Genomic DNA, 22332 nt, shown 5'->3' with positions numbered 1-22332 from the left:
CCGTCAAGACACGTCCAAGCAACAGCTGCGTAACGAGCGGCGGCGCCCGGGACCGGCGTCCACCGCCCCGCGCGGACCGGCCCGGCCGCCGGCCGGGAGATCCACGCCGACGGCGCGGCCCGACTTCGGGCCGGCGGCCTGTTAACGACAACAATCGATGGAACTTCCGGAAATTCTCTCGGCGCTCCCGCCACCCCGGGTCCGAACGCCCGGACGCCGCCGCCTGACCGCTCAGAGGGCCGCTCAGCGGCTCTTTTCCTCGCCGCGACGCCCTCGGCAGCCAGCCGTCCCGGGTCGCCCGAGGGCCGCCAGCCTATTTACAGTGTTTGATGTCAGCGATAACATTTCGCCATCCCCACGCACTGTGGCGCCGCTGTCCGGGAAACCCCGGCGCCGCAGTCGGGCGGCGACGGACGGCGACCCCGTCGACCGCCGGAACCCCACCACCCACGAGCGCCCGCCGGCACCGACCGGCCGCTGGAACTGCCGTGCCGCGTCCGTCCCCTGGACCACGGGCGACGCCGTGCGACCGGCGGGCCGCTCCCTTCCGGGCACCGGCACGGACGGCGCCCGGCCACCGAGGAGGACCCAGTGCGCAAATGGACCCGACGGACGCTCGCCGTCCTGGGCGTCGCGGCGGTGGCGCTCGCCGCCACAGTCACCGACCAGGCCGTGGCCCCGCGTCCCGCCCGGGCGCTGGACAACGGCGTCGCCCGTACCCCGCCGATGGGGTGGAACACCTGGAACACCTTCGGCTGCAACATCAACGAGACCCTCATCCGGCAGACCGCCGACGCGATCGTCAGCAACGGCCTGCGCGACCTCGGGTACAAGTACGTCGTCGTGGACGACTGCTGGTTCGACCCGAACCGGGACGCGCAGGGCAACCTCCAGGCGCACCCGCAGCGGTTCCCCAGCGGGATGAAGTCGCTCGGTGACTACCTGCACGCCCGCGGCCTGCTGTTCGGCATATACCAGGTGCCGCTGGACAAGACCTGCGCCCAGGTCGGCGGCGCGTTCCCCGGTGCCACCGGCAGCCTCAACCACGAGTACCAGGACGCGCGGCAGTTCGCCGCGTGGGGCGTGGACTACCTCAAGTACGACTGGTGCTCCGGCACCGGGACGATCAACGACCAGGTGGCGCGGTTCGGCATCATGCGTGACGCGCTGGCCTCCACCGGCCGGCCGATCGTCTACAGCATCAACCCAAACAGCTACCACGCCAAGACCGGGCCGCAGCGCAACTGGAGCGACGTGGCGAACCTCTGGCGGACCACCGAGGACATCACCAACGCGTGGAACACCGGCCAGACCAACGGCTACCCGATGGGCATCCAGAACATCGTCGACGTCACGGTGCCCCTGGCCGGGTACGCCGCCCCCGGCGGGTTCAACGACCCGGACATGCTCGAAGTCGGCCGAGGGGGCATGAACGACACCGAGATGCGCAGCCACTTCGCGCTCTGGTCGATGCTCGCGGCGCCGCTGATGATGGGCAACGACGTACGTTCGGCGAACGCGGCCACGCTGGCGATCCTGCGCAACGCGAACCTGGTCGCGATCAACCAGGACACGCTCGGCCGCCAGGCGGTCCAGGTCTCCTTCGACGGCACCCGGCGGGTGCTGGCCAAGCCGCTCGCCAACGGCGACGTGGCGGTCGCCCTGTTCAACCAGGGCGGCTCGACCACCACCGTCTCCACCACGGCGGCGGCGGTCGGCAAGAGCGGCAGCTCGTTCACGCTGCGCGACGCCTGGACCGACGCCACCTCCAGCACCAGCGGCGCGATCTCCGCCAGCGTCCCGGCGCACGGCACCGTGGTCTACCGGGTCAGCGGCGGCGGCACCACCACCCCGCCGCCGGTCCCGACCACGTTCCGGCTGCGCAGTGAGTCGTCCGGCCGGTGCCTCGACGTCGACAACGCCGGCACCGCGAACGGCACCGGAACGCTGATCTGGGACTGCCACAACAACGCCAACCAGCAGTTCACCGCCAGCGGGCAGGCGTTGCAGGTGCTGGGCAAGTGCCTGGACGTGCCGACGAACGCGACGGCCGGCACGCGGGTGCAGATCTGGGACTGCAACGGCGGCACCAACCAGCAGTGGACGATCAACGGCAACGGCACGGTGAGCAACGTGCGCTTCCCGTCCCTGTGCCTCGACGTCGACAACGCGGGCACCGCCAACGGCACCCGCGTGATCGTCTGGACCTGCCACGGCAACACCAACCAGCGGTGGAGCCGGGTGTGAGCGGCTGCGGCCGGTGAACGGCGGTCGGCCGGACGAAGGGGCGAGCGTCCGGCCGGCCGTCACCGGGCGCCGGCGGCCCGGCGCTTGTTCCAGATGTCGAACGCCACCGCGACGAGGAGCACCAGGCCCTTGACCACCGACTGGACGGACTGGTCGACGCCCATGAGCTGCATCCCGTTGCTCATCACCGCCATGATCAGGCCGCCCACCATGGCGCCGACCACGGTGCCGACGCCGCCGGTGACGGCCGCGCCGCCGATGAACGCCGCCGCGATCGCGTCCAGCTCGAACATGTTGCCCGCCGCCGGCTGGGCCCCGTTGGACCGGGACGAGTAGATCACGCCCGCCACGGCGGACAGGAAGCCCATGTTGACGAAGATCCAGAAGTTGACCCGCTTCACCCGTACGCCGGACAGCATCGCCGCGGGCAGATTGCCGCCGATCGCGTACACCTGACGGCCGAACACCGTACGACGGGTGAGCAGGCCGTAGATCAGCACCAGCACGGCGAGCACGATCAGTACGATCGGCAGGCCCCGGGCGTGGGCGAGCTGCCAGGCGAACCACATGACCACGGCGCCGACCACCACGATGCGCAGGACGAACAGCGGGAACGACTCCACCGGCTGCTCGTGGCGCACCCGGGCGACCCGGGTCCGGAACACGCTCACCGCGTACCCGACCACGGCGAACGCGCCGATGAACAGCGTGAAGGCGTCGAAGCCCTGACCGCCCAGCAGGCCGTTGAGGAAGCCGGCGGCGACCCGCTGGTACTCCTCCGGGAACGGCGACAGCGAGATGTTGTCCAGCACGCGCAGCGTCAGGCCACGGAACAGCAGCATGCCGGCCAGGGTGACGATGAACGCCGGGATGCCGGCGTACGCGACCCAGAGCCCGTGCCACGCGCCGACCGCGACGCCCACCGCGAGCGCGGCCAGGACGCCGGCCCACCAGGGCATGCCCTCACGGATGACGAGCACCGCCGATACCGCTCCGGTGAGCGCCACCACCGATCCCACGGACAGGTCGATGTGCCCGCCGATGATCACGATGACCATGCCGATCGCGAGCACCAGGATGTAGGAGTACTGCAGGACGATGTTCGTCAGGTTGCCGGGGCTCAGCGAGACGCCGTCGGTGAGGACCGCGAACAGCGCCACGATCACCACCAGCGCGATGTAGATGCCGCTCTGCCGCAGGTTGCCCAGGATCAGCGCGCGCGGGTCGCTGGTGCCGGTGTGCAGGGTCGCCGCCGCGCCGGTGTCCGGAGTGGCGATCTTCGAGGCGGGGGGAGGCTTCGTGCTGGTCATCGGACGAGATCCCTGTCCTTGGTCATGAGTTCCATCAGGTTCTCCTGGGTGGCCTCGGCCACCGGCATCTCCCCGGTGACCCGGCCGGCCGCCAGGGTGTAGATCCGGTCGCACATGCCGAGCAGCTCGGGCAGTTCGGAGGAGATGAGCACGACGGCCTTGCCGTCGGCCACCAGCCGGTTGACGATCGTGTAGATCTCGAACTTCGCGCCCACGTCGATGCCCCGGGTCGGCTCGTCGAGGATCAGCACGTCCGGGTCGGTGAACAACCACTTCGCCAGCACGACCTTCTGCTGGTTGCCGCCGGAGAGCTTACCCACGACCGACATCACCGTCGGCGCCTTGATGTTCATGTCGCGCCGGCCCTGCTCGGCGACCTGGATCTCACGGTTGCCGTCGATCCAGCCACGCCGGGCCAGCTTGTCGAGCGCGGCGGCCGAGACGTTTCCCCGCACGTCGTCGATGAGGTTGAGGCCGTAGTGCTTGCGGTCCTCGGTGGCGTACGCGATGCCGTTCGCGATCGCCTCGGCCACCGTCCGCGCCCGCACCTCGCGGCCCCTGAGGAAGAGCCGGCCGCTGATGTCCCGGCCGTACGCCCGGCCGAACACGCTCATCGCCAGCTCGGTGCGCCCGGCGCCCATCAGGCCGGCGATGCCGACGACCTCCCCGGCACGCACGTGCAGCGAGGCCCGGTCGACGACCAGGCGGTCCTGCGTCGGGTGGCGCACCGACCAGTCCTCGATGCGCAGCACCTCGTCGCCGGGCGTCACGCTGCGGGTCGGGTAGAAGGCGGCCAGGTCGCGCCCGACCATGCCGCGGATGATCCGGTCCTGGGTGACGGCGCCGTCGGACATGTCCAGCGTCTCGACGGTACGGCCGTCGCGGATCACCGTGGTCGAGTCGGAGACAGCGGTGATCTCGCCGAGCTTGTGCGAGATCATGATGCAGGTGATGCCCTGGTCGCGCAGCCGGCGCATCAGGTCCAGCAGGTGCGCCGAGTCGACGTCGTTGAGGGCGGCGGTCGGCTCGTCGAGGATCAGCAGCCGGACCTTCTTGGACAACGCCTTGGCGATCTCCACGAGCTGCTGCTTGCCGACACCGAGCTGGATGACCGGGGTGACCGGGTTCTCGTGCAGCCCGACCGACCGCAGCAGCGCCGCGGCCTCCGCGTTGGTCCGGTGCCAGTCGATGAGTCCGCCGCGGCCGCGGCGCTCGTTGCCGAGGAAGATGTTCTCGGCGATCGACAGGTAGGGCACCAGGGCGAGTTCCTGGTGGATGATGACGATGCCGCGGGCCTCGCTGTCCTGGATGCCCCGGAACCCGACCGGCTCGCCGTCGAAGACGATCTGGCCGTCGTAGCTGCCCGCCGGGTAGACGCCGGACAGCACCTTCATCAGGGTGGACTTGCCGGCGCCGTTCTCACCGCAGATCGCGTGGATCTCGCCGCGCCGTACGGCGAGCGAGACGTCCTGCAGCGCGGTCACGCCCGGGAAGGTCTTCGTGATGCCACGCATCTCGAGGATGTGATCGCTCATGGGTATCCGTCCTGCTCGTGGTCGTGGTGTCCGGAGCGGACGGGCCCGGTGGCGCGACGGCCGCCGGGCCCGTCGCCGCGGGTCAGCCGGCCCGGCCCGCGGCGACCTCCTGCTCGGTCAGGTAGCCGGAGTCGATCAGGACGGACTTGATGTCCTCCTTGTAGACGGTCTGCACCGGCAGCAGGAACGCGGGCACGACCTTGACGCCGTTGTTGTACGCCTTGGTCTCGTTGGCCTTCGGCTCCTCCTTGCGCAGGAACGCCTCGGCGGCGATGACCGCCTGCTCGGCCAGCAGCCGGGTGTCCTTGAACACCGTCGAGCTCTGCACGCCGTCGTTGACGAGCTTGACCGAGGCGACCTCGGCGTCCTGGCCGGTCACCACCGGCATCTTCTTGGCGCCGCCGCGGTATCCGGCGTTCTGCAGCGCGGTGATGATGCCCCGGGACAGGCCGTCGAACGGCGACAGCACGCCGTCGACCTTGCTGCCGTCGTTGTAGCTGGAGGTGAGCAGGTCCTCCATCCGCTTCTGCGCGGTCTCCTGCTGCCAGCGCAGGATGGCGGCCTGCTCGATCTTGGTCTGCCCGGACTTGACCTTCAGCGTCCCGGCGTCGAAGTACGGCTTGAGCGTGTCCATCGCGCCGTTGAAGAAGAACCCGGCGTTGTTGTCGTCGAGCGAGCCGGCGAACAGCTCCACGTTGAACGGACCGGTCGCGGTGCCCTTGGCGCCGTCCTTGGTGAGCAGGCCGAGCCCGACCAGGAGCGCGTTGGCCTGCGCCACGCCGACCTTGTAGTTGTCGAAGCTGACGTAGAAGCTGACGTTCGGGCTGTTGCGGATGAGCCGGTCGTAGGAGATCACCGGGATCTTCGCCGCCGCGGCGGCCTGGAGCTGGCCACTGAGCGCGGTGCCGTCGATCGGGGCGATGACCAGCACGTCCGCGCCCTGGGTGATCATCTGGTCGATCTGCTGCGACTGCGTCGGGATGTCGTCCCCGGCGTACTGCAGGTCGACCTTGTAGCCCTTCGCCTGGAGTTTCTCCTTCACCGAGTTGCCGTCGGCGATCCACCGTTCCGAGGTCTGCGTCGGCATCGAGACGCCGATCGTCAGGTCGCCGGGCTTGGCCGAGTTGGTGTCTCCGCCGCCTCCCGCGCCCTCGCCGCTGCAGGCGGCCAGGCTGATCGCGAGCGCGGCACCGCTGAGTGCGGCCAGAAGTCGTCTGCGCACGAGCGTCCTCCCTGTCGTGGCGGTCCCTGTGACACAGGTAACCCTCACGGGGAGTGTTAACGCTCACAAGTTGCCCCGTCAACCAATCGCGCGAAATGCGCACGTCTCTTTCTCGTAACAGAGACGGCAGTCCAGGTCGGACGGGGCGCCGTGGCGGAGCACCGCGGGGGCGACCGTGCGTCGCCCCCGCGGTGGCCCGGCTCAGGTCGCGGAGCAGGTGGGCGTCATGCCCGATCCGCTGCCGTTGCCCTGGAACCCGAACTCGGTGCTCTGGCCGGCGCCGAGCTGGCCGTTGTAGTCGACGTTCGCGAACCGCACCGTGCCGCTGTTCCCGCTCGCGGTGGCGCTCCAGGTGTTGGTGATGCTCGCGCCGCCCGGCAACGTCATGGTGACAGTCCATCCCCGGGTGCCCGACGAGCCGGCTGTCACCTTCACGTTGGCAACGAAGCCACCGGTCCAGGAGTTCAGCGTCACCGAGGCCGAACACCCGCCCTGACCCGGCGGTGGCGTCGTCGGGTTGTTCGGCGGCGGGGTCGTGGTCGGCGGCGGGTTGTTCCCGCCCGCGTTGAGCGCGTCCAGCACAGCGTTGTACGCCGCCTTCTTGTTGCCGGAGCAGTCGAACAGCAGCGCGTTGTCCGAGCCGCGCCACGAGTCGCAGTCCCGTACGCCCCACACCGTGATGCCGGTGCAGCGCGACACCGCCAGGCAGGCACGGGTGACGGCGGCGTAGATGTTCGCCTGGTTCCCGCCGGTCATCACGTCCAGCTCGGTGATCTGCACCTCCACGCCCAGGTCCGCGAAGCGCTGGAGGTTGGCCTGGTAGTCACCGGGGATCGTGGTGCCCAGGTGCGACTGGAAGCCGACGCAGTCGATCGGCACGCCACGCGACTTGAAGTCGCGGACCATGTTGTAGATGCCCGTCGACTTCGCGTTGATGCCGTCGGTGTTGTAGTCGTTGTAGCAGAGCTTCGCGCCCGGGTCCGCGGCGCGGGCCGCGCGGAACGCGGCCTCGATCCAGTCGTTGCCGGTGCGCTGCAGGTTCGAGTCGCGACGCCCGCCGCTGCCGCCGTCGGCGAACGCCTCGTTCACCACGTCCCAGGCGTAGATCTGCCCCCGGAAGTGGGTGGCGACCTGGGTGACGTGGTTGATCGCGGCGTTGCGCAGCGCGCTGCCGGACAGACCCTGCGCCCACGACGGCTGCTGCTGGTGCCAGAGCAGCGCGTGCCCGCGCACCGACATCCCGTTCGCGCGGGCGTGGCTCACCAGCCGGTCGCCACCGCCGTAGCTGAACCGCCCCTGCTGCGGCTCGGTGGCGTCCCACTTCATCTCGTTCTCGGCCACCACGGAGTTGAACTCGCGGTTCAGCACCGTGGCGTACGTGTTGTCGGACAGCTTGCCGGTGGCGACAGCGGCGCCGAAGTAGCGGCCCTTCTCGGCCGCCGCCGCGCGCAGCGTGGTGCCGGCGCTCGCGGACGGCGCCAGGGCCACCGCCATCCCGGCGGCGAGCGCGCCGGCCAGGATGCCGGTGGTCAGCAAGGCTCTCTTTCGTCTCATGCGGATTCCTCTTCCGGGGGTTGCGCGATGGTGGTGGTGCGACTCCTCGACCCCCGCGTCCGGCGGCGGTGGTGTCGAGGTACGACCAGCGCGGCTCGCCCGGTGAGCCTTGCGGCGCTCATGCCCTGCCATCGACTGTGAGCGATAACATCCCCCGGCGTCAACCCCTGCGAGCACCCCGGTCCTAGGGGTACACGTCCTCGTGCGCCTTGCGGTAGTCGACGATCTCGCCCAGCCGGCCGGCGGCGGCGTGCGTCGCCCACGCCGGGTTGCCCAGCAGCGCGCGGCCGAGCGCGACCAGGTCGAACTCCCCGTCCACCAGCCGCGTGGCCAGGCCCGCCACCGACTCCGGACCGTCCGGGCGCAGGAAGTCCCGCCGCAGCCCGACCGAGCCCACGGTGATCGACGGCAGACCGGTGAGCCGCTTCGCCCAGCCGGCCAGGTTCAGCCCCGAGCCGGGGAACGCGGGCTCCCAGAAGCGACGTTGCGAGGCGTGCAGCACGTCCGCGCCGGCCTCGGCGAACGCGGTGAGGATCTGCGCCAGCTCGGCCGGGGTCTCGGCGATCCGCGCGTCGAACGCCCGCTCCTTGAACTGGGAGAACCTGACGATCACCGGGCGGCCCGCCGGGACCTGCGCGCGGACCGCACGCACCACGGCAGCCGGGAACGCCGCACGCCGCGCCGGTGACCCGCCGAACGCGTCGGTCCGGCGGTTCGTGTACGGCCACAGGAACTCGTCCAGCAGGTAGCCGTGCGCGGCGTGGATCTCGATCGCGTCGAACCCGGCCCGCACGGCGACCCGGGCCGCGTCCGCGTACGCCGCCAGCAGCAGGTCCGCGTCGGCGGCGGTCATCGCGTGCGGCGCCCGGCGGCCCGGCTCGCGTACCCCCGAGGGGGTCCACGCCGGACGGCCGTCGACCGGCTCGCGGAGGCTGCCCAGGTGCCACAGCTGCGCGGCGATCCGGCCGCCGGCGGCGTGCACAGCCTCGACCACGCCCCGCCAGCCGGCCTCGGCCGCACCCGCCGTCATCCGGGGCACGGTGTCCGCGTGGCCGGCGCTGGGATGGTCGACGAGCACGCCCTCGGTGACGATCAGGCCGATGCCCGCCGCGGCGCGGCGCCGGTAGTAGTCCGCCATCTCCGGCGTCGGCACGCCACCCGGCGCGCGGTTACGGGTCATCGGCGCCATCACGAAGCGGGACGGCAACGGCAGTCCGGCGACGGTGACGGGTTCCAGCAGCGGCGCCACCGGCGATGCGGTGTCCAGGGTCGCGTTCATGACCGGACGTTAGGAGTTGACACCGGTGTCAAGGGCAAGCGCTCAGGCGGCCGGATCCCGGGTGTCCTCGGTCACGCTCATGTCGGACACCACGTCGTCGAGCACCGCGACGGCGTGCGCGAGCCGTGCCATCTCCGCGGTCATCCGGGTCCGCTCCTCCCGCAGCCGGTCGGTGAGCCACGAGGTGCGGATCTCCGGATCGGTCACGCAGGGCAGCAGCTCGGCCATCCGGCGGCTGCTCAGCCCGGCGTCGAACAGCCGCTGGATGAGCCGGACCCGGTCCACCGCCGACTCGGCGAAGACCCGCTGCCCGCTCGCGGTGCGCATGGCGGCGAGCAGGCCCTGCTGCTCGTAGTACCGGATGGACCGGGCACTGACCCCGGTACGCGCCGACAGCTCCCCGATCCGCATCGCGCCTCCCCCGCTCGCCGGAGTTCCATCATCGAGCATGCCGCACCGGTCAGGACAGCAGCTCGACGTACCCGTCGGTGCCGTGCACGCGGATCCGCCCGCCGTCGGGGATCAGCCTGGTCGCGTCCGGCACCGCCACCACTGCGGGCAGGCCGTACTCGCGGGCGATCACCGCGCCGTGCGTCATCAGGCCGCCCACCTCCGTCACCAGGCCCGCGGCGCCCACGAACAGCGGCGTCCAGCTCGGGTCGGTGTGCGCGGTGACGAGGATGTCGCCCGGCTCCAGGTCGGCGCCGGCCAGGTCCGCCACCACCCGCGCCCGCCCCTCCACGACGCCGGCTGAGACCGGCAGCCCGACCAGGGCGCCGGCGGGCACGTCGTCGCGCCGGTACGAGCCGTTGATCGCCTCGCCCTCGGAGGTGAGGACCCGGGGCGGGGTGAGCGCCTGGTGCGCCCGGAACTCCTCCCGGCGCCTGCGGATCAGCCCGACGTCGACCCGGCCGGTGGCCGCGACCTCGCGGAACTCGTCGAACGTCAGGTAGAAGACGTCCTCGGCAGCGGCGAGCACACCGGCGCGCGCCAGCCGGCCGGCCTCGGCCATGAGCGCCTGCTTGTAGACGGCGTAGCGGCTCACGATGTCGTACTTCGGGTACTCGCGGTAGCCGACGAACGTCCGTACCCGCTCGATCATCGCCTGCGTCTCGGCGGCCCTGCGCTCACCGTCGGGCAGCGCGCGCAGGCGGTCGAGCACCTCCCGGGCCTTCTCCTCGGCCCGCTCCCGGCCGTGGGCGAAGCGGCGCGCGGCCGCGCCCGGTGCGAAGTTGCGGACGTTGTCCAGGATCAGCGGCACGAGCGTGGCGGGACGCTCGCTCCACCGGGGCCGGGTGATGTCGATCTCGCCGACGCAGCGCATGCCGTACCGGTCGAGGTAGCCCTCGACGGCCGCGCGCGCCTGCGCGCCGCCCGGCAGTTTCGGCAGCTCGTCCAGGAACCCGTCGTCGGCGACGTCCCGCAGGAAAGCGACCACCTCGGGGTACGCGCGGATCACGTCGGCCACGTCGAGCAGCGCCAGCCCCATCTCGGAGGTGACGTTGCCGGGCGCGGACAGCGTGAGCGTGTCGGCCGCGTCGCGCTCGCCGAGCCACTCCCCCAGCTTGTCGTTGAGCCACCAGGTGGCCTGCATCCCCGCCATGATCGCCTGGCCGCTCAGCGGATCGGTGAGCACCCGCTTGTGCTCGGCGAACGCCTCGACCAGGAAGTCGAACAGCTCTGGTCCGGTCCGGGCGCTGATGTCGCGGCGCAGGGCGGCGAGGGACTCCCGGCTGCGCTCGACGAGCGTGGCGACGATCGCCGGGTCGGTGTCGATCGGGGGCGGCGGGCCGCCCGCGGGCGGGCCGGCCGGGGCCGGGTCCGGCGCGGGCGGCACGACGTCCCGGGCGAGGACCGTCTCCAGCGCGTCCCGGGTGAGCGGGTCGGCCCGGCCGATCATGCCCAGGAACGCGGTACGGCCCGCCGGGGTGGACAGGTGCGGCGTGGCGTCGACGAACAACCGGCCGCCCGCCTCGTGCATCGGCGCCATCGCGGTGAGCCGCCACATCGACAGGCCCAGCGGCTTCATGGCGTCGGTCATCATCTGCTGGTGGCCGACCGACAGGTAGACGTGGAACCGCCCGTCGACGGCGGCCGCCGGCACCGGGAACAGCGTGGTGATCGGCCGGCTCTGCAGGACGTGAATGTCGTCGCCGGTCAGGGCCCACTCGATGTCCTGCGGGCACCCGAAGCGCGCCTCGATCCGCCGGCCCAGCGCGGCGAGGCGTACCGCCTGCGCGTCGGTCAGCGCGGCAGACGCCTGGCGCGCCGGGTCGACCGGCGTCTCCCGGGTGCCGCCGCCCGGCGCCGCGTGCACCGCCCGCGACTTCGCGCCGATCGTCCGGCCGGCCACAGCGCCGTCGCGCACCGTGAAGACGTCCGGGTTCACCAGGCCGGAGACCAGGGCCTCGCCGAGACCGAAGCCGGCCTCCACCGAGACCACCGTCCGGTTCCCGGTGACCGGGTCGGCGGTGAACATTATCCCGGCCGCGTCCGGGAAGACCATCCGCTGGACCACCACGGCCATGTCCACGGCCCGGTCGTCGATGCCGTGGCGCCGCCGGTAGGTCACCGCCCGGTCGGTGAACAGCGAGGCCCAGCAGCGGCTGACGTGCCGCAGCAGCTCTGCCGTGCCGACCACGTTCAGATAGGTGTCCTGCTGGCCCGCGAACGAGGCGGTCGGCAGGTCCTCCGCCGTCGCGCTCGACCGCACCGCGTACGCGGCGTCCGGACCGAGCCGGGACAGCGCGGCGGTGACCGCCGCCGCGACGTCGGCGGGCAGCGCGGTCCGCTCGACTGCGCGACGGACCTCGGCGGCGGCCGTCCGGATCGCCGCCGGGTCGTCCGCGTCCGCGCCGGCGAGCCGGTCCAGTGGACCGGTCAGCGACGGTGTCCACGCCACCAGCCGGAAGGCGTCCGTCGTGACGCAGAAACCACTGGGTACGCGCACCCCGTCGATCCGCGTCAACGCCCCCAGATGCGCGCCCTTGCCGCCGACCGCGCCGATCCGCGACTCGTCCACCTCGTGCAGTTCCCACACGTACCGTCCGGTCATGCCGTGCCCCCGTTTTCGCAGCTCAACCCGCATCGGCCGATGATTGTGCGGCATGACCGGGGCCTTGCGGCAAGGCCCGGGGTGCGGTATATGTTGATAGTGGCGAGGAGACCTGTCTCTTTGCCTTTCTTTTTGTGGTCGTCACGTCCCCCTGCCCTGACCCGCCGCCGTCACGTGAGTCAGATCTCCCCGCCCCGGGTGGAGTGCCGAGGGCGCCACGGGGCAAGAAGCGACCACGAGGCCGCGGTGCGACATGGCCCGGACGAGCGGGATCGGGTGGGGTGGGGGAGACTCGTGCGATGAGCGGCGCTGACACCGACCCGCGTACGCGTGCCGACGTCTTCGCCGTCGACGGTGAGATCGGGCCGGACCTGGCGCGGGTCCGCTGGTCGAAGCACCCCCTGGGGCCGCCGGACACCTGGCCGCAGAGCCTGCGGACCGCGGTGCGGATCCTGCTGTCCTCCCGGTTCCCGATGTGGATGGCCTGGGGGCCGCAGCTCACCTTCTTCTGCAACGCCGCCTACCGGCGGGACACGCTCGGCCGCAAGTACCCGTGGGCACTGGGGCGCCCGGCGAACGAGGTGTGGGCGGAGATCTGGGACGACATCGGCCCCCGCGTCGACACCGTGCTGCGCACCGGCGAGGCGACCTGGGACGAGGGCCTGCTGCTGTTCCTGGAGCGGGCCGGCTACCGCGAGGAGACGTACCACACGTTCTCCTACAGCCCGTTGCGCGCCGACGACGGCAGCCTGGTCGGGATGCTCTGCGTGGTCAGCGAGGACACCGAGCGGGTCATCGGTGAGCGGCGGATGGCCACGCTGCGCGACCTCGGCTCGGACCCGAGCGTCATCCGCACCGAGCAGGAGACGCTCGCGTTCGTCAGCCGCCAGCTGGCGCGCAACCCGCAGGACCTGCCGTTCACCCTCACCTACCTGTACGACGGCGACGGCGGCGCCCGGCTGGTGGAGGCGACCGGGCTGGCGGCGGACCACCCGGCGGCCCCGGCCACGCTGTCCCCCGGCGACCCGGCCGCCCCGTGGCCGGCCGACGCCCTGACCGAGGGCGATCCGGTGCGGGTCGCGCTCGACGGCCCGGCCTTCACGGACCTGCCCACGGGTGGCTGGCCCGCCGCGCCGACCGAGGCGCTCCTGGTGCCGCTGCGGCAGCAGGGCGGGGCGCCGTACGGGTTCCTGGTCGCCGGGCTGAACCGCTACCGGGCGCTGGACGACGGGTACCGCGGCTTCGTCGAGCTGACCGCCGGGCATCTGGCCACCGGCATCGCCAGCGCCCGCAGCTACCAGGCGCAGCAGCGGCGCGCCGAGGAGCTCGCCGAGCTGGACCGCGCGAAGACCGCGTTCTTCTCCAACATCAGCCACGAGTTCCGCACCCCGCTCACCCTGATCATGGGCCCGCTGGACGAGCTGCGCGGCCGGTTGCAGGGCGCCGACGAGCGGGTCCGCGCCGAGCTGGACGTGATCCGCCGCAACGGGCTGCGCCTGGGCAAGCTGGTAAACAGCCTGCTCGACTTCTCCCGAATCGAGGCCGGGCGGATGCAGGCCCGCTACGAGCCGGTGGACCTGGCCGCCGTGACCGCCGACCTGGCGAGCGTCTTCCGGTCGGCGATCGAACGGGCCGGCCTGTCCTTCGAGGTGGACTGCCCGCCCCTGTCCGAGCCGGTGCACCTGGACCGCGGCATGTGGGAGAAGGTGGTGCTCAACCTGCTCAGCAACGCGCTGAAGTTCACCTTCGACGGCACGATCGGGGTGGAGCTGCGCGACGAGGGCGTCTCGGCGGTGCTGCGGATCTCCGACACCGGCATCGGCGTCCCCGCCGACGAGATGCCGCGCCTGTTCGAGCGGTTCCACCGCATCGAGAACGCCCGCTCCCGTTCCGACGAGGGCAGCGGGATCGGCCTCGCCCTGGTCAAGGAGCTGGTCATGCTGCACGGCGGCGACATCGACGCGGACAGCGCGGTGGGCCGGGGCACCACCTTCACGATCCGGTTGCCGTTCGGCACCGCGCACCTGCCCGCCGACGCGCTCGCCCCGGCGGGAAACGGCCGGACGCCGGCGTCGGCCGAGCCGTTCGTGCAGGAGGCGCTGCGCTGGCTGCCCGCCGACCCGGGCGACGCCGTCGCCGGGGACACCCCGGCCGACGGGCCGGTGCAGCCGCTGCCCGGCGGGGCGCCGGCCCGCGTCCTGGTGGCCGACGACAACGCCGACATGCGGGAGTACCTCACCCGGCTGCTGCGCTCGGCCGGGCACGAGGTGCAGGCGGTCGCCGACGGGCGGGCCGCGCTGGACGCCGCCCGCGCGCACACCCCCGACCTGGTGGTCAGCGACGTGATGATGCCCCGCCTCGACGGCCTGCAGCTGGTCGCCGCGCTGCGCGCCGACCAGCGTACGGCCGGTACTCCGGTGCTGCTGCTGTCCGCCCGCGCCGGTCAGGAGGCCTCGATCGAGGGGTTGGAGGCCGGCGCCGACGACTACCTGGTCAAGCCGTTCCCGGCCGCCGAGCTGCTGGCCCGCGTACGCGCGAACGTGGAGCTGGCCCGGCTGCGCAACCACCACGCCCGCTGGCGTACCGCGCTCGTCGACTCGTTGCAGGAGGCGTTCTTCGTCTGCGACGAGGAGGGCGCGGTCGTCGAGATCAACGCGGCGTTCACCGGCATCCTCGGCTACGGCACCGAAGGGCTGCCCTACCCGGCGGTGCACCCCTGGTGGCCGGACCGGGAGGCCGAGCCCGAGGCGCACCGCCAGGTGGCGGCCGCGTTCTCGACGCTCGTGGGGCAGACCCGTGGCACCTACACCGTGCCGGTCACCCACCGCGACGGGCACCGGATCTGGATCTCGGCCGCGTTCAACCAGGTCAACGACCCGGACAGCGGCCGCCGGATGATCGTCGGCACGTTCCGCGACGTCACCGCGGAGCACTACGCCGTGCAGCGGGAGACCGCCCTGGCCGGGCTCAGCATGCGGCTGTCGCAGGCGGACGACCTCACCGACGCGCTGCTCGGGGTGCTGGACGAGCTGCGCAAGCTGTGGCGGGCCGCCGGCGTGCTCACCGCCGTCTTCAGTGACCTGCCGACCCCCGACGTGACCGCCACCGACCCGGCGGCACGCTGGGACACGTTGCCGCAGGAGCGTCGTCAGGCGTTGCTCGCGCTGCGGGACACCCCGCTGCTGACGCCGGTGGCGACGCGTACGCACGGCGCCGGCATCGCCGTCGAGCACCCGCACGGCACCATGGCGCTCTGGATCGACCTGGGCGAGAAGCGGCCCTTCACCGAGCAGGACCAGACCCTGCTGGCGCTGCTGGCCGGCCACATCGGTCAGGGACTGCACCGGGCGCACCAGATCGACCAGCAGCGGGAGACCGCCCTGGCCCTGCAACGGGCGATCCTCGGCCCGGCGCAGCTGCCCGCCGGGTTCGCGGTCCGGTACTCCCCCGCCGCGATGCCGCTCAAGGTCGGCGGCGACTGGTACGACATGGTGGAACTGCCGGACGGGCGGATCGGCATCGTGGTCGGCGACTGCGTGGGACACGGCCTCGGGGCCGCGACAGTGATGGGCCAGCTGCGCAGCGCCTGCCGCGCGCTGCTGTTGCAGGATCCGAGCCCGGCCCGGACGCTCGCGGCCCTGGACCGGTTCGCCGCGCTGCTGCCGGGCGCCTCCTGCGCCACCGTCTTCTGCGGCGTCCTCGACCCGGCCACCGGCCAGATGCGCTACTCCAGCGCCGGTCACCCACCGGCCATCGTGGTCCGCGCCGACGGCACCCCCGAGCTGCTGCAACACGGCCGGTCCCGGCCGCTGGCCGTACGTCCGGGCCAGGAACGCCCGGAGGCGGAGGCGACGGTGCAGCCGCGGGCCACCCTGATGCTCTACACCGACGGCCTGGTGGAACGGCGCCGCCAGCCGATCACCGCCGGCATCGCCCGCGCCACCGACGCCATCCAGCGGGGGCACCGCGCGCCGGTCGAGGTCCTGGCGACCGAGATCATGGAACGGCTCACCCCCGACGGCGGCTACCACGACGACGTGGCCCTGCTGCTCTACCGCCACCCCGGGCCGTTGGAGCTGGAGTTCCCCGCCGAGTCGACCCGGCTGGCCGAGGTCCGCACCGCGCTGCGGGGATGGCTGGACCGCTGCGGGCTGGCCCCGGCCCACGCCTACAACATCCTGGTGGCGGCCGGTGAGGCGTGCGCCAACGCGATCGAACACGGGCACCGCGACGATCCGGGCGGGCGGATCCGGCTGCGCGCCGCCGCCACGGCCGGCGACCTGCGCCTGAGCGTCACCGACAGCGGCCGATGGCGGGACCGGAACCGGCCTCCCGACCCGCACCGCGGCCGGGGACTTGTGCTCATGCGCGCGCTGATGGACAACATCAGCGTCACCCCGGGAGCCACCGGCACCACAGTCGACATGCAGGCGAGGATCACGCCATGAGCACGTCCCTGACCCTGACCACGAGCGACAGTCCCGACGGCGCCCGCGTGCTGGCCGCCGTCGGTGAGATCGACATGAGCAACGCGTCTGCCTTCGCCGACGCGCTGGCCGAAGCGGTACGCCCCGACGGTGAGCCTCTGGTCGTGGACCTCACCAAGGTGGAGTACCTGGACAGCGCCGGGCTGGCCGCGCTGTTCCCGCACGCCGGCCGGATCGCGCTGATCGCGGGCCCGCTGCTGGAGCCGCTACTGACCATCTCCGGGCTGGCCGACCTCACCACGGTCCGCAGCGCCTGACGCCGTCGCGGCGTCAGGCGCCGTCGCGGCGTCAGGCGCGGTCGCGCACGATCATCAGCGGCGAGTGGGCGTGGTGCAGCACCGCGTGGCTGACCGAGCCGAGCAGCAGCCCGCCGAGCGCGCCCCGGCCGTGCGCGCCGACCACCACCAGCTGGGCGTCCTTCGACTCCTCCACCAGCACCCGGGCCGGAGCGCCGCGGATCGACCGCTGCCGCACCGGCACGTCCGGGTAACGCTCGGCCCAGCCGGCGATCGACTCGGCGACGACCCGCCGGGACTCCTCGGCGAAGGCCTCGGGGTCGTACACCAGCGGCAGGATGTCGCCGGGGCCGATCGGCGTGGGGTACAGCCAGGCGTGCACCACGATCAGCGGCGCGCCGCGGCGGGCGGCCTCCTCGTACGCGGACCCGACCGCCGCGGTGGACAGCTCGGAGCCGTCGACACCGACCACGACCGGGCCGTCGGCGCGCGCCTCGCCGCGCGTCACCAGCACCGGGCACTGCGCGCGGGCCGACACCTGGAGCGTGACCGAGCCGATCAGCAGGCCGGCGAACCCGCCCAGGCCGCGGTGGCCGAGCACGATCAGCGCGGCGTCGCGGGACTCGGCGACCAGCACCGCCGCCGCCGCGCCGTCGACCACCACGCCGGTGACCGGCACGTCCGGCGCCACCTTGCCGGCCTCGGCGACCGCCTCGGCGACGCACCGCTCCGCCTGGTTGCGCAGGCCGGCGCCGGCGGGCGCGCCCGGGGCCGGGGTGAGCGGCGCGCGGGTCAGCGGCCAGATGAACGCGTGCACCACCTGCAGCGGCCGGTTCCGGTCGGCGGCCTCGCGGGCGGCCACCCGGACCGCGTCCAGCGAGGCGGCCGACCCGTCCACGCCCACCACGACGGGGGCCCGCGAGTGGATCGTCATGACGTCCTCCTTCACTCGTCCTCAGCCTGCCCGTCCGGCGGCCGACCCGGCAGGGCCAGCGGTCCCGGCGTTGGGGTCGTCGGTCCCGGCGTTGGGGTCGTCGGTCCCGGTCCGGGAGGCGTTGCTCCCGCGGAAGCGGCGGGTCAGCCGCAGCACCAGACCGGGCAGCACGCCGATCGCGGCGCAGGCGAGCAGGTCGAGCGCGCCGAGCGGGGACGTGCCGAGCAGCTCCCGAAGCGGCGGCAGCAGCACGCCCGCCACCTGGAGGACCGCGGAGACCGCGACCGCCACCGGCAGCGCGAGGTTGCGCTCGCGCGAGCCCGGGGTACGGGTGGCGCGAACGGCCAGCGCCACACCGAGCTGGGCCAGGCCGAGCACCACGAACACCACCGACTGCCACGGCCGGTCCGCCGCGGCGGCCCACACGCCGGCGCCGAGCGTCGCCGCGGCGATCAGCCCGCCGGTGAGCAGCACGTCCCGGCCCAGGCCGCCGCCGAGCACCGACTCCTGCGGCGAGCGGGGCGGCCGGCGCAGCGTGCCCGGCTCGGCCGGTTCCGCGCCGAGCGCCACACCGGGAACGCCGTGGGTGAGCAGGTTGATCCAGAGGATCTGCGCCGGCAGCAGCGGCACCGGCAGGCCGAACAGCGGGCCGAGCAGCATCACCGCGATCTCGGCGACGCCACCGGCGAGCGCGTACCGCAGGAACCGGCGGATGTTGTCGTAGATCCGGCGGCCCTCGCCGATGGCGGTCGCCACAGTGGTCAGGTCATCGTCGACGAGCACCAGGTCGGAGGCCTGCCGGGCCACCTCGGTGCCGCCGCCCATCGCCACGCCGATGTCCGCGCGGCGCAGCGCCGGGGCGTCGTTGACGCCGTCGCCGGTCATCGCCACCACGTGCCCCTGGGTCTGCAGGCCGGCGATGATGTCGAGCTTCTGTTCCGGCTGGGTCCGCGCGTACACCCGGGTCTCGGGGTGGGCGCGGCCGGGGTCGCCGTCGTCGCCGTTCGCCAGCGGGTCGCCGTCGCGCCAGAGCCCGAGCCGCCCGCCGATGGCGGCGGCGGTCGCCGGGTGGTCGCCGGTGATGAGGACCAGCCGGATGCCGGCCTCCTCGAAGCCCGCGGCGATGCCCGGCGCCGCCGCGCGCAGCGGGTCGCCGACCGCGACCAGGCCCAGCGGGCGCAGGCCGGCCGGTCGGGCCGGGTCCGGCAGGGTGTCGACCACTGCCGAGGCCACCGCCAGCACCCGCAGCCCTTCGGTGGCGAGCCGGTGCGCGGCGCCGGTCAGCTCGGCCAGTTCCCCGGCGTCGGCGTCCACCAGCGGCGCGGCCAGCAGGTTCTCCGGCGCGCCCTTGCAGACCACCAGGTAGCGCCCGTCGCAGCGGCGGTGCACCGTGGTCATCCGGCGCAGGTCCTGGTCGAACGGCGCCTCCGCCACCCGGGGCCAGGCCTCGCGGGTGGTGTCCGGGTCCAGGCCGCAGCGGGCGCCGAACGTGACCAGCGCCGCCTCCAGCGGGTCACCGATCGCGGTCCACTCCGGCCGCTCGTCGGTCGGCGGCGTCACTGTGGCGTCGTTGCAGAGCAGCCCGGCGCGGGCGAGGGCGCGCAGTTCCTCCGGGGCGCTCACCGGTTCGCCCCGGTGGTGCACCTCGCCGTCGGGCGCGTAGCCGGTGCCGGTGACGGCGTAGCGGTCGCGGCCGGGGACGACGGCGTACTGCACCGCCATCCGGCCCTCGGTGAGCGTGCCGGTCTTGTCGGAGGCGATCACGGTGACCGAGCCGAGGGTCTCCACCGCGTGCAGCCGGCGGGGGATGGCCCGGCTGCCGGCCATCCGGCGCGCGCCCAGGGCGAGCGCGAGCGTGACGACAGCGGGCAGCGACTCCGGCACGGCCGCCACCACGAGGCTGACGGCGGTGACCGCCATCTGCGTGACCGGCCGCCCGTCGAGCACGCCGATCGCGAAGACCAGCCCGGAGAGCACCACGGCGGTCAGGCCGAGCACCCGGCCGAGCGAGGACAGGCGTCGTTGCAGCGGGGTGGGCGCCGGCCGGGTCGCCGCGACCAGGGCGCTGATCCGGCCCAGTGCGCTCGCCGCGCCGGTTCGCACCACGGTCCCGGTGGCGCGACCGGTGGTGACCACCGTGCCCGCGCTGGCCTCCTCCCCCGCGACCCGGGCCACCGGCACCGACTCGCCGGTCAGCGCCGACTCGTCCAGGCTGAGGCGTACCGCGTCGGTGAGGTCCAGGTCGGCGGGCACCACGTCGCCGGCTTCCAGCCGGACCAGGTCGCCGCGGACCAGGTCGGCGGCGGGCAGCACGAGGTCACGGCCGTCGCGGACCACGCGCGCGGTCGGTGCGGCGAGCCGGTCCAGCGCGGCGACCGCCCGGTCGGCGCGTACCTCCTGCACCACGCCGATCGCCGTGTTGATCAGGACGACCAGCACGATCACGGCGGTGTCCGGGTAGTCGCGCAGCAGCGTGGTCACCACGGCGGCGGCCAGCAGGAGCGCCACCAGCGGGTCGGTGAGCTGGCGGAACACCCGGCCGGCCAACCCGCGCTTGCGCGGCGCGGCCACCGTGTTGGGCCCGTCGGCCCGCAGCCGGGCGGCCGCCTCGGCCGAGCCGAGCCCGGTCGCGGGGGCCGGCGAGATCTCGGTGGGCGTCGTCGCCGCAGCAGGCCCGCCGTTGATCACCACATCGTCCTCCATGTCGTCGCCGCCCACGCCGGGCGATCCCAGCATGCCGCGCGGGCGGGCCCGGGTCGCAGGGCCGAGGGCCTGCCGGACCCGGGACCAACGGCCCCCCGCGTACGGGGCAGCGCGACTCCCGGCTCGCCGGTAACGTCCGCTCGGTGAACCGGACAGGCAGCTCCGCCGGGGCGACACCTCCGTCCCGTAACCCGTGGATCCGCTGCGCGGTCGCGGTGCTCCTCGTCGCATCGGCCGGATGCGGGAAGGGGATCGGGGAGGAGAGCGGCGACGCGCTGGCGCGCGACACCGCGGCGGCGGAGGCCAAGCAGCTCAACACCGACCTGGGGCACCGCAACCGGGCACGTGACGCCGGGTCGATCGCGGCCGCCGAGATCAGCCAGGAGCCGCAGGACGCCGCGTCGGGCGGTGGTGCGACAGTCCGGCGGGAGGCACTGGCCTGGTCCGGCCGCACCGCCGGGGACGAGCGGGCCACAGTCGACGTGCGGTTCGTGGTGACAGTGCCGGAGCAGCCGCCGGTGTCGATCGGCGGTGCGAGCAACAGCGCCGGTGAGGCCACCCGCTGCTACCGGTACGAGTTCGAGCTATACCGCTACACGACGTATCACGAGATCGACTGTCCGAGCGGCCCCGCTCCCTCGCCACCCACCGCCGCGCCGGTGCCGAGGGTGCCCGACGACGGACGGCAGCGGCTCACCGCCGTGCTGCGCACCGCCACCCCGGACACGCTGGCGGGCGCGGTGCGGGCGGCGTTCCCGCAGGACTGGATCACCGTCGACACGACAGTGCACGAGGGCGCGCTCGTCGCCGCCGTCGGCGTACCGGCCGAACGGGACTGCCTCCTGCTCGTCCGCACACCGGCCGGGAAGATCGAATCCCCCGGGTACGACCGGATCTGGCTGGAGCCGGGCGAGACGGGCTGCCGCACCGCCCTCTACGTGGCGCCGCCGCGCTGACGTACCGGTTTGCCGCGCGGCCGCCGGGGCACCTGACGGTCATGACTGATCCGAGGCAGTTCCAGCGACAGCAGGAGAGCGCGCTCGAGCGCGGGCAGGTGTTCCAGGACGCCGAGGGGCGGCGTACCCGGGATCCGGGCGCCGGGGTGGAGAACGCGGAGAGCGAGGCCGACCGCAACGCCGAGCACCTGGCGCGTGGTGACGTGGGCCCGGGCGTCCCGGAGGACTGACGCCGACGAAGGGGTGTCAAGGTAGCGTTGACGGGTGACCCTGGCCGGCCTGTCCGAGATCGCCGCGGCCCGGGTCCGGTTGGACGATCGCGAGCTGGACCTCATCGACCGGGCCCGGCACGACGGCGCCACCTGGGCCGAGATCGCGCGTTCGCTGGGCCTGGGCAGCCGGCAGGCCGCCGAGCAGCGCCGGCAGCGCCTCGTGGCGGCCCGGCGGGGCCGCCTGGCCGCGCTCGACCCGGCCGCCTCCTCCGACGTGCCGGCGCTCCGGGCGGCAGTCGCCGACCTGCACCGCTGGATCGAGACGGACCGCTCGTGGGACGGCTGTTTCCCCCGCGCGGCGTTGACGCGCCGCACCTGCGCGCTCGCGCTCGACGCCCCGGCCGGGCCGCTGTATGCGCTGGCCGCGCACCTCGCCGACGATCTGGCCGGAGCGGGGCGCCGGCTGCCGGCTCCGGTACGCGACGCCGCCCGCCGCATCACGGCGGCCCTGTCAACGGAGCATTGACGCCGGCCGAAGCCATTGCGCCACTGCGACTCAATTCCCGAGGATGAGTCCTTCAGGCTCAACTCTCGGGGGATTC

15 protein-coding genes are annotated in these 22332 nt (G+C 73.3%); 6 read left to right on the top strand and 9 right to left on the bottom strand.

Annotated features, from left to right (window positions below):
* Positions 1-591 precede the first annotated feature (591 nt).
* The gene (locus GA0070562_RS07005; RefSeq protein ID WP_091417242.1) at positions 592-2247 is read left to right on the top strand and encodes a glycoside hydrolase family 27 protein; all 1656 of its coding nucleotides are present in this window, start codon (positions 592-594) and stop codon (positions 2245-2247) included.
* A 59-nt stretch (positions 2248-2306) separates the two neighbouring features.
* Here the strand turns inward: GA0070562_RS07005 and mmsB are convergent, their stop codons facing one another.
* From mmsB to rph, 7 genes are all read right to left on the bottom strand, one after another.
* Complete coding sequence (gene mmsB, locus GA0070562_RS07000) at positions 2307-3557, bottom strand: multiple monosaccharide ABC transporter permease (RefSeq protein ID WP_091417239.1); 1251 nt, start codon at positions 3555-3557, stop codon at positions 2307-2309.
* The gene (mmsA, locus tag GA0070562_RS06995) at positions 3554-5092 is read right to left on the bottom strand and encodes a multiple monosaccharide ABC transporter ATP-binding protein (protein WP_091417233.1); all 1539 of its coding nucleotides are present in this window, start codon (positions 5090-5092) and stop codon (positions 3554-3556) included. The genes mmsB and mmsA overlap by 4 nt, the downstream gene beginning before the upstream one ends.
* An 82-nt stretch (positions 5093-5174) precedes the next feature.
* Positions 5175-6314: a multiple monosaccharide ABC transporter substrate-binding protein gene (gene chvE, locus GA0070562_RS06990; RefSeq protein ID WP_091417176.1), complete on the bottom strand. Its 1140-nt coding sequence runs from the start codon at positions 6312-6314 to the stop codon at positions 5175-5177.
* 201 nt (positions 6315-6515) lie between these two features.
* A complete protein-coding gene (locus tag GA0070562_RS06985; protein ID WP_091417173.1) occupies positions 6516-7868 on the bottom strand; it encodes a glycoside hydrolase family 10 protein in 1353 nt (450 codons plus the stop codon).
* 184 nt (positions 7869-8052) lie between these two features.
* Positions 8053-9147, bottom strand: a complete 1095-nt coding sequence (locus GA0070562_RS06980; RefSeq protein WP_091417170.1) for an oxidoreductase — start codon at positions 9145-9147, stop codon at positions 8053-8055.
* 42 nt (positions 9148-9189) lie between these two features.
* Positions 9190-9558: a MerR family transcriptional regulator gene (locus GA0070562_RS06975; RefSeq protein WP_091417166.1), complete on the bottom strand. Its 369-nt coding sequence runs from the start codon at positions 9556-9558 to the stop codon at positions 9190-9192.
* Positions 9559-9607: 49 nt separating this feature from the next.
* Positions 9608-12202, bottom strand: coding sequence for a rifamycin-inactivating phosphotransferase (gene rph, locus GA0070562_RS06970; RefSeq protein ID WP_091417163.1), 2595 nt, complete (start codon positions 12200-12202; stop codon positions 9608-9610).
* 299 nt (positions 12203-12501) lie between these two features.
* Between rph and GA0070562_RS06965 the strand changes: the two genes are divergently transcribed.
* Together GA0070562_RS06965 and GA0070562_RS06960 are read left to right on the top strand one after the other, a co-directional pair.
* Positions 12502-16650 (top strand): SpoIIE family protein phosphatase, encoded by a 4149-nt coding sequence (locus tag GA0070562_RS06965; protein WP_091417160.1) that lies wholly within the window; start codon positions 12502-12504, stop codon positions 16648-16650.
* Positions 16647-16946: an STAS domain-containing protein gene (locus tag GA0070562_RS06960; protein WP_091417157.1), complete on the top strand. Its 300-nt coding sequence runs from the start codon at positions 16647-16649 to the stop codon at positions 16944-16946. The genes GA0070562_RS06965 and GA0070562_RS06960 overlap by 4 nt, the downstream gene beginning before the upstream one ends.
* Before the next feature lie 31 nt (positions 16947-16977).
* Here the strand turns inward: GA0070562_RS06960 and GA0070562_RS06955 are convergent, their stop codons facing one another.
* Both GA0070562_RS06955 and GA0070562_RS06950 read right to left on the bottom strand, forming a co-directional pair.
* The gene (locus GA0070562_RS06955) at positions 16978-17859 is read right to left on the bottom strand and encodes a universal stress protein (protein WP_091418429.1); all 882 of its coding nucleotides are present in this window, start codon (positions 17857-17859) and stop codon (positions 16978-16980) included.
* Positions 17860-17880: 21 nt separating this feature from the next.
* A complete protein-coding gene (locus GA0070562_RS06950) occupies positions 17881-20595 on the bottom strand; it encodes a cation-translocating P-type ATPase (protein WP_319616876.1) in 2715 nt (904 codons plus the stop codon).
* A gap of 110 nt (positions 20596-20705) precedes the next feature.
* Between GA0070562_RS06950 and GA0070562_RS06945 the strand changes: the two genes are divergently transcribed.
* From GA0070562_RS06945 to GA0070562_RS06935, 3 genes are read left to right on the top strand one after another with little or no spacing between them, the layout of a single operon-like run.
* Positions 20706-21518: a hypothetical protein gene (locus GA0070562_RS06945; protein WP_372443294.1), complete on the top strand. Its 813-nt coding sequence runs from the start codon at positions 20706-20708 to the stop codon at positions 21516-21518.
* A gap of 41 nt (positions 21519-21559) precedes the next feature.
* Entirely contained in the window at positions 21560-21748 is a 189-nt protein-coding gene (locus tag GA0070562_RS06940) for a ribonuclease (RefSeq protein ID WP_091417150.1), read from the top strand.
* Between the two features lie 34 nt (positions 21749-21782).
* On the top strand, positions 21783-22256 hold the full coding sequence (locus tag GA0070562_RS06935) for a hypothetical protein (RefSeq protein WP_091417147.1): 474 nt from the start codon (positions 21783-21785) through the stop codon (positions 22254-22256).
* The last annotated feature ends 76 nt before the right edge of the window (positions 22257-22332 follow it).

It is taken from the genome of Micromonospora tulbaghiae (assembly GCF_900091605.1).
Taxonomy (GTDB): domain Bacteria; phylum Actinomycetota; class Actinomycetes; order Mycobacteriales; family Micromonosporaceae; genus Micromonospora; species Micromonospora tulbaghiae.
Note: the sequence above shows the minus strand (reverse complement) of the source record. Positions and strands in the feature narration are given on the sequence as shown.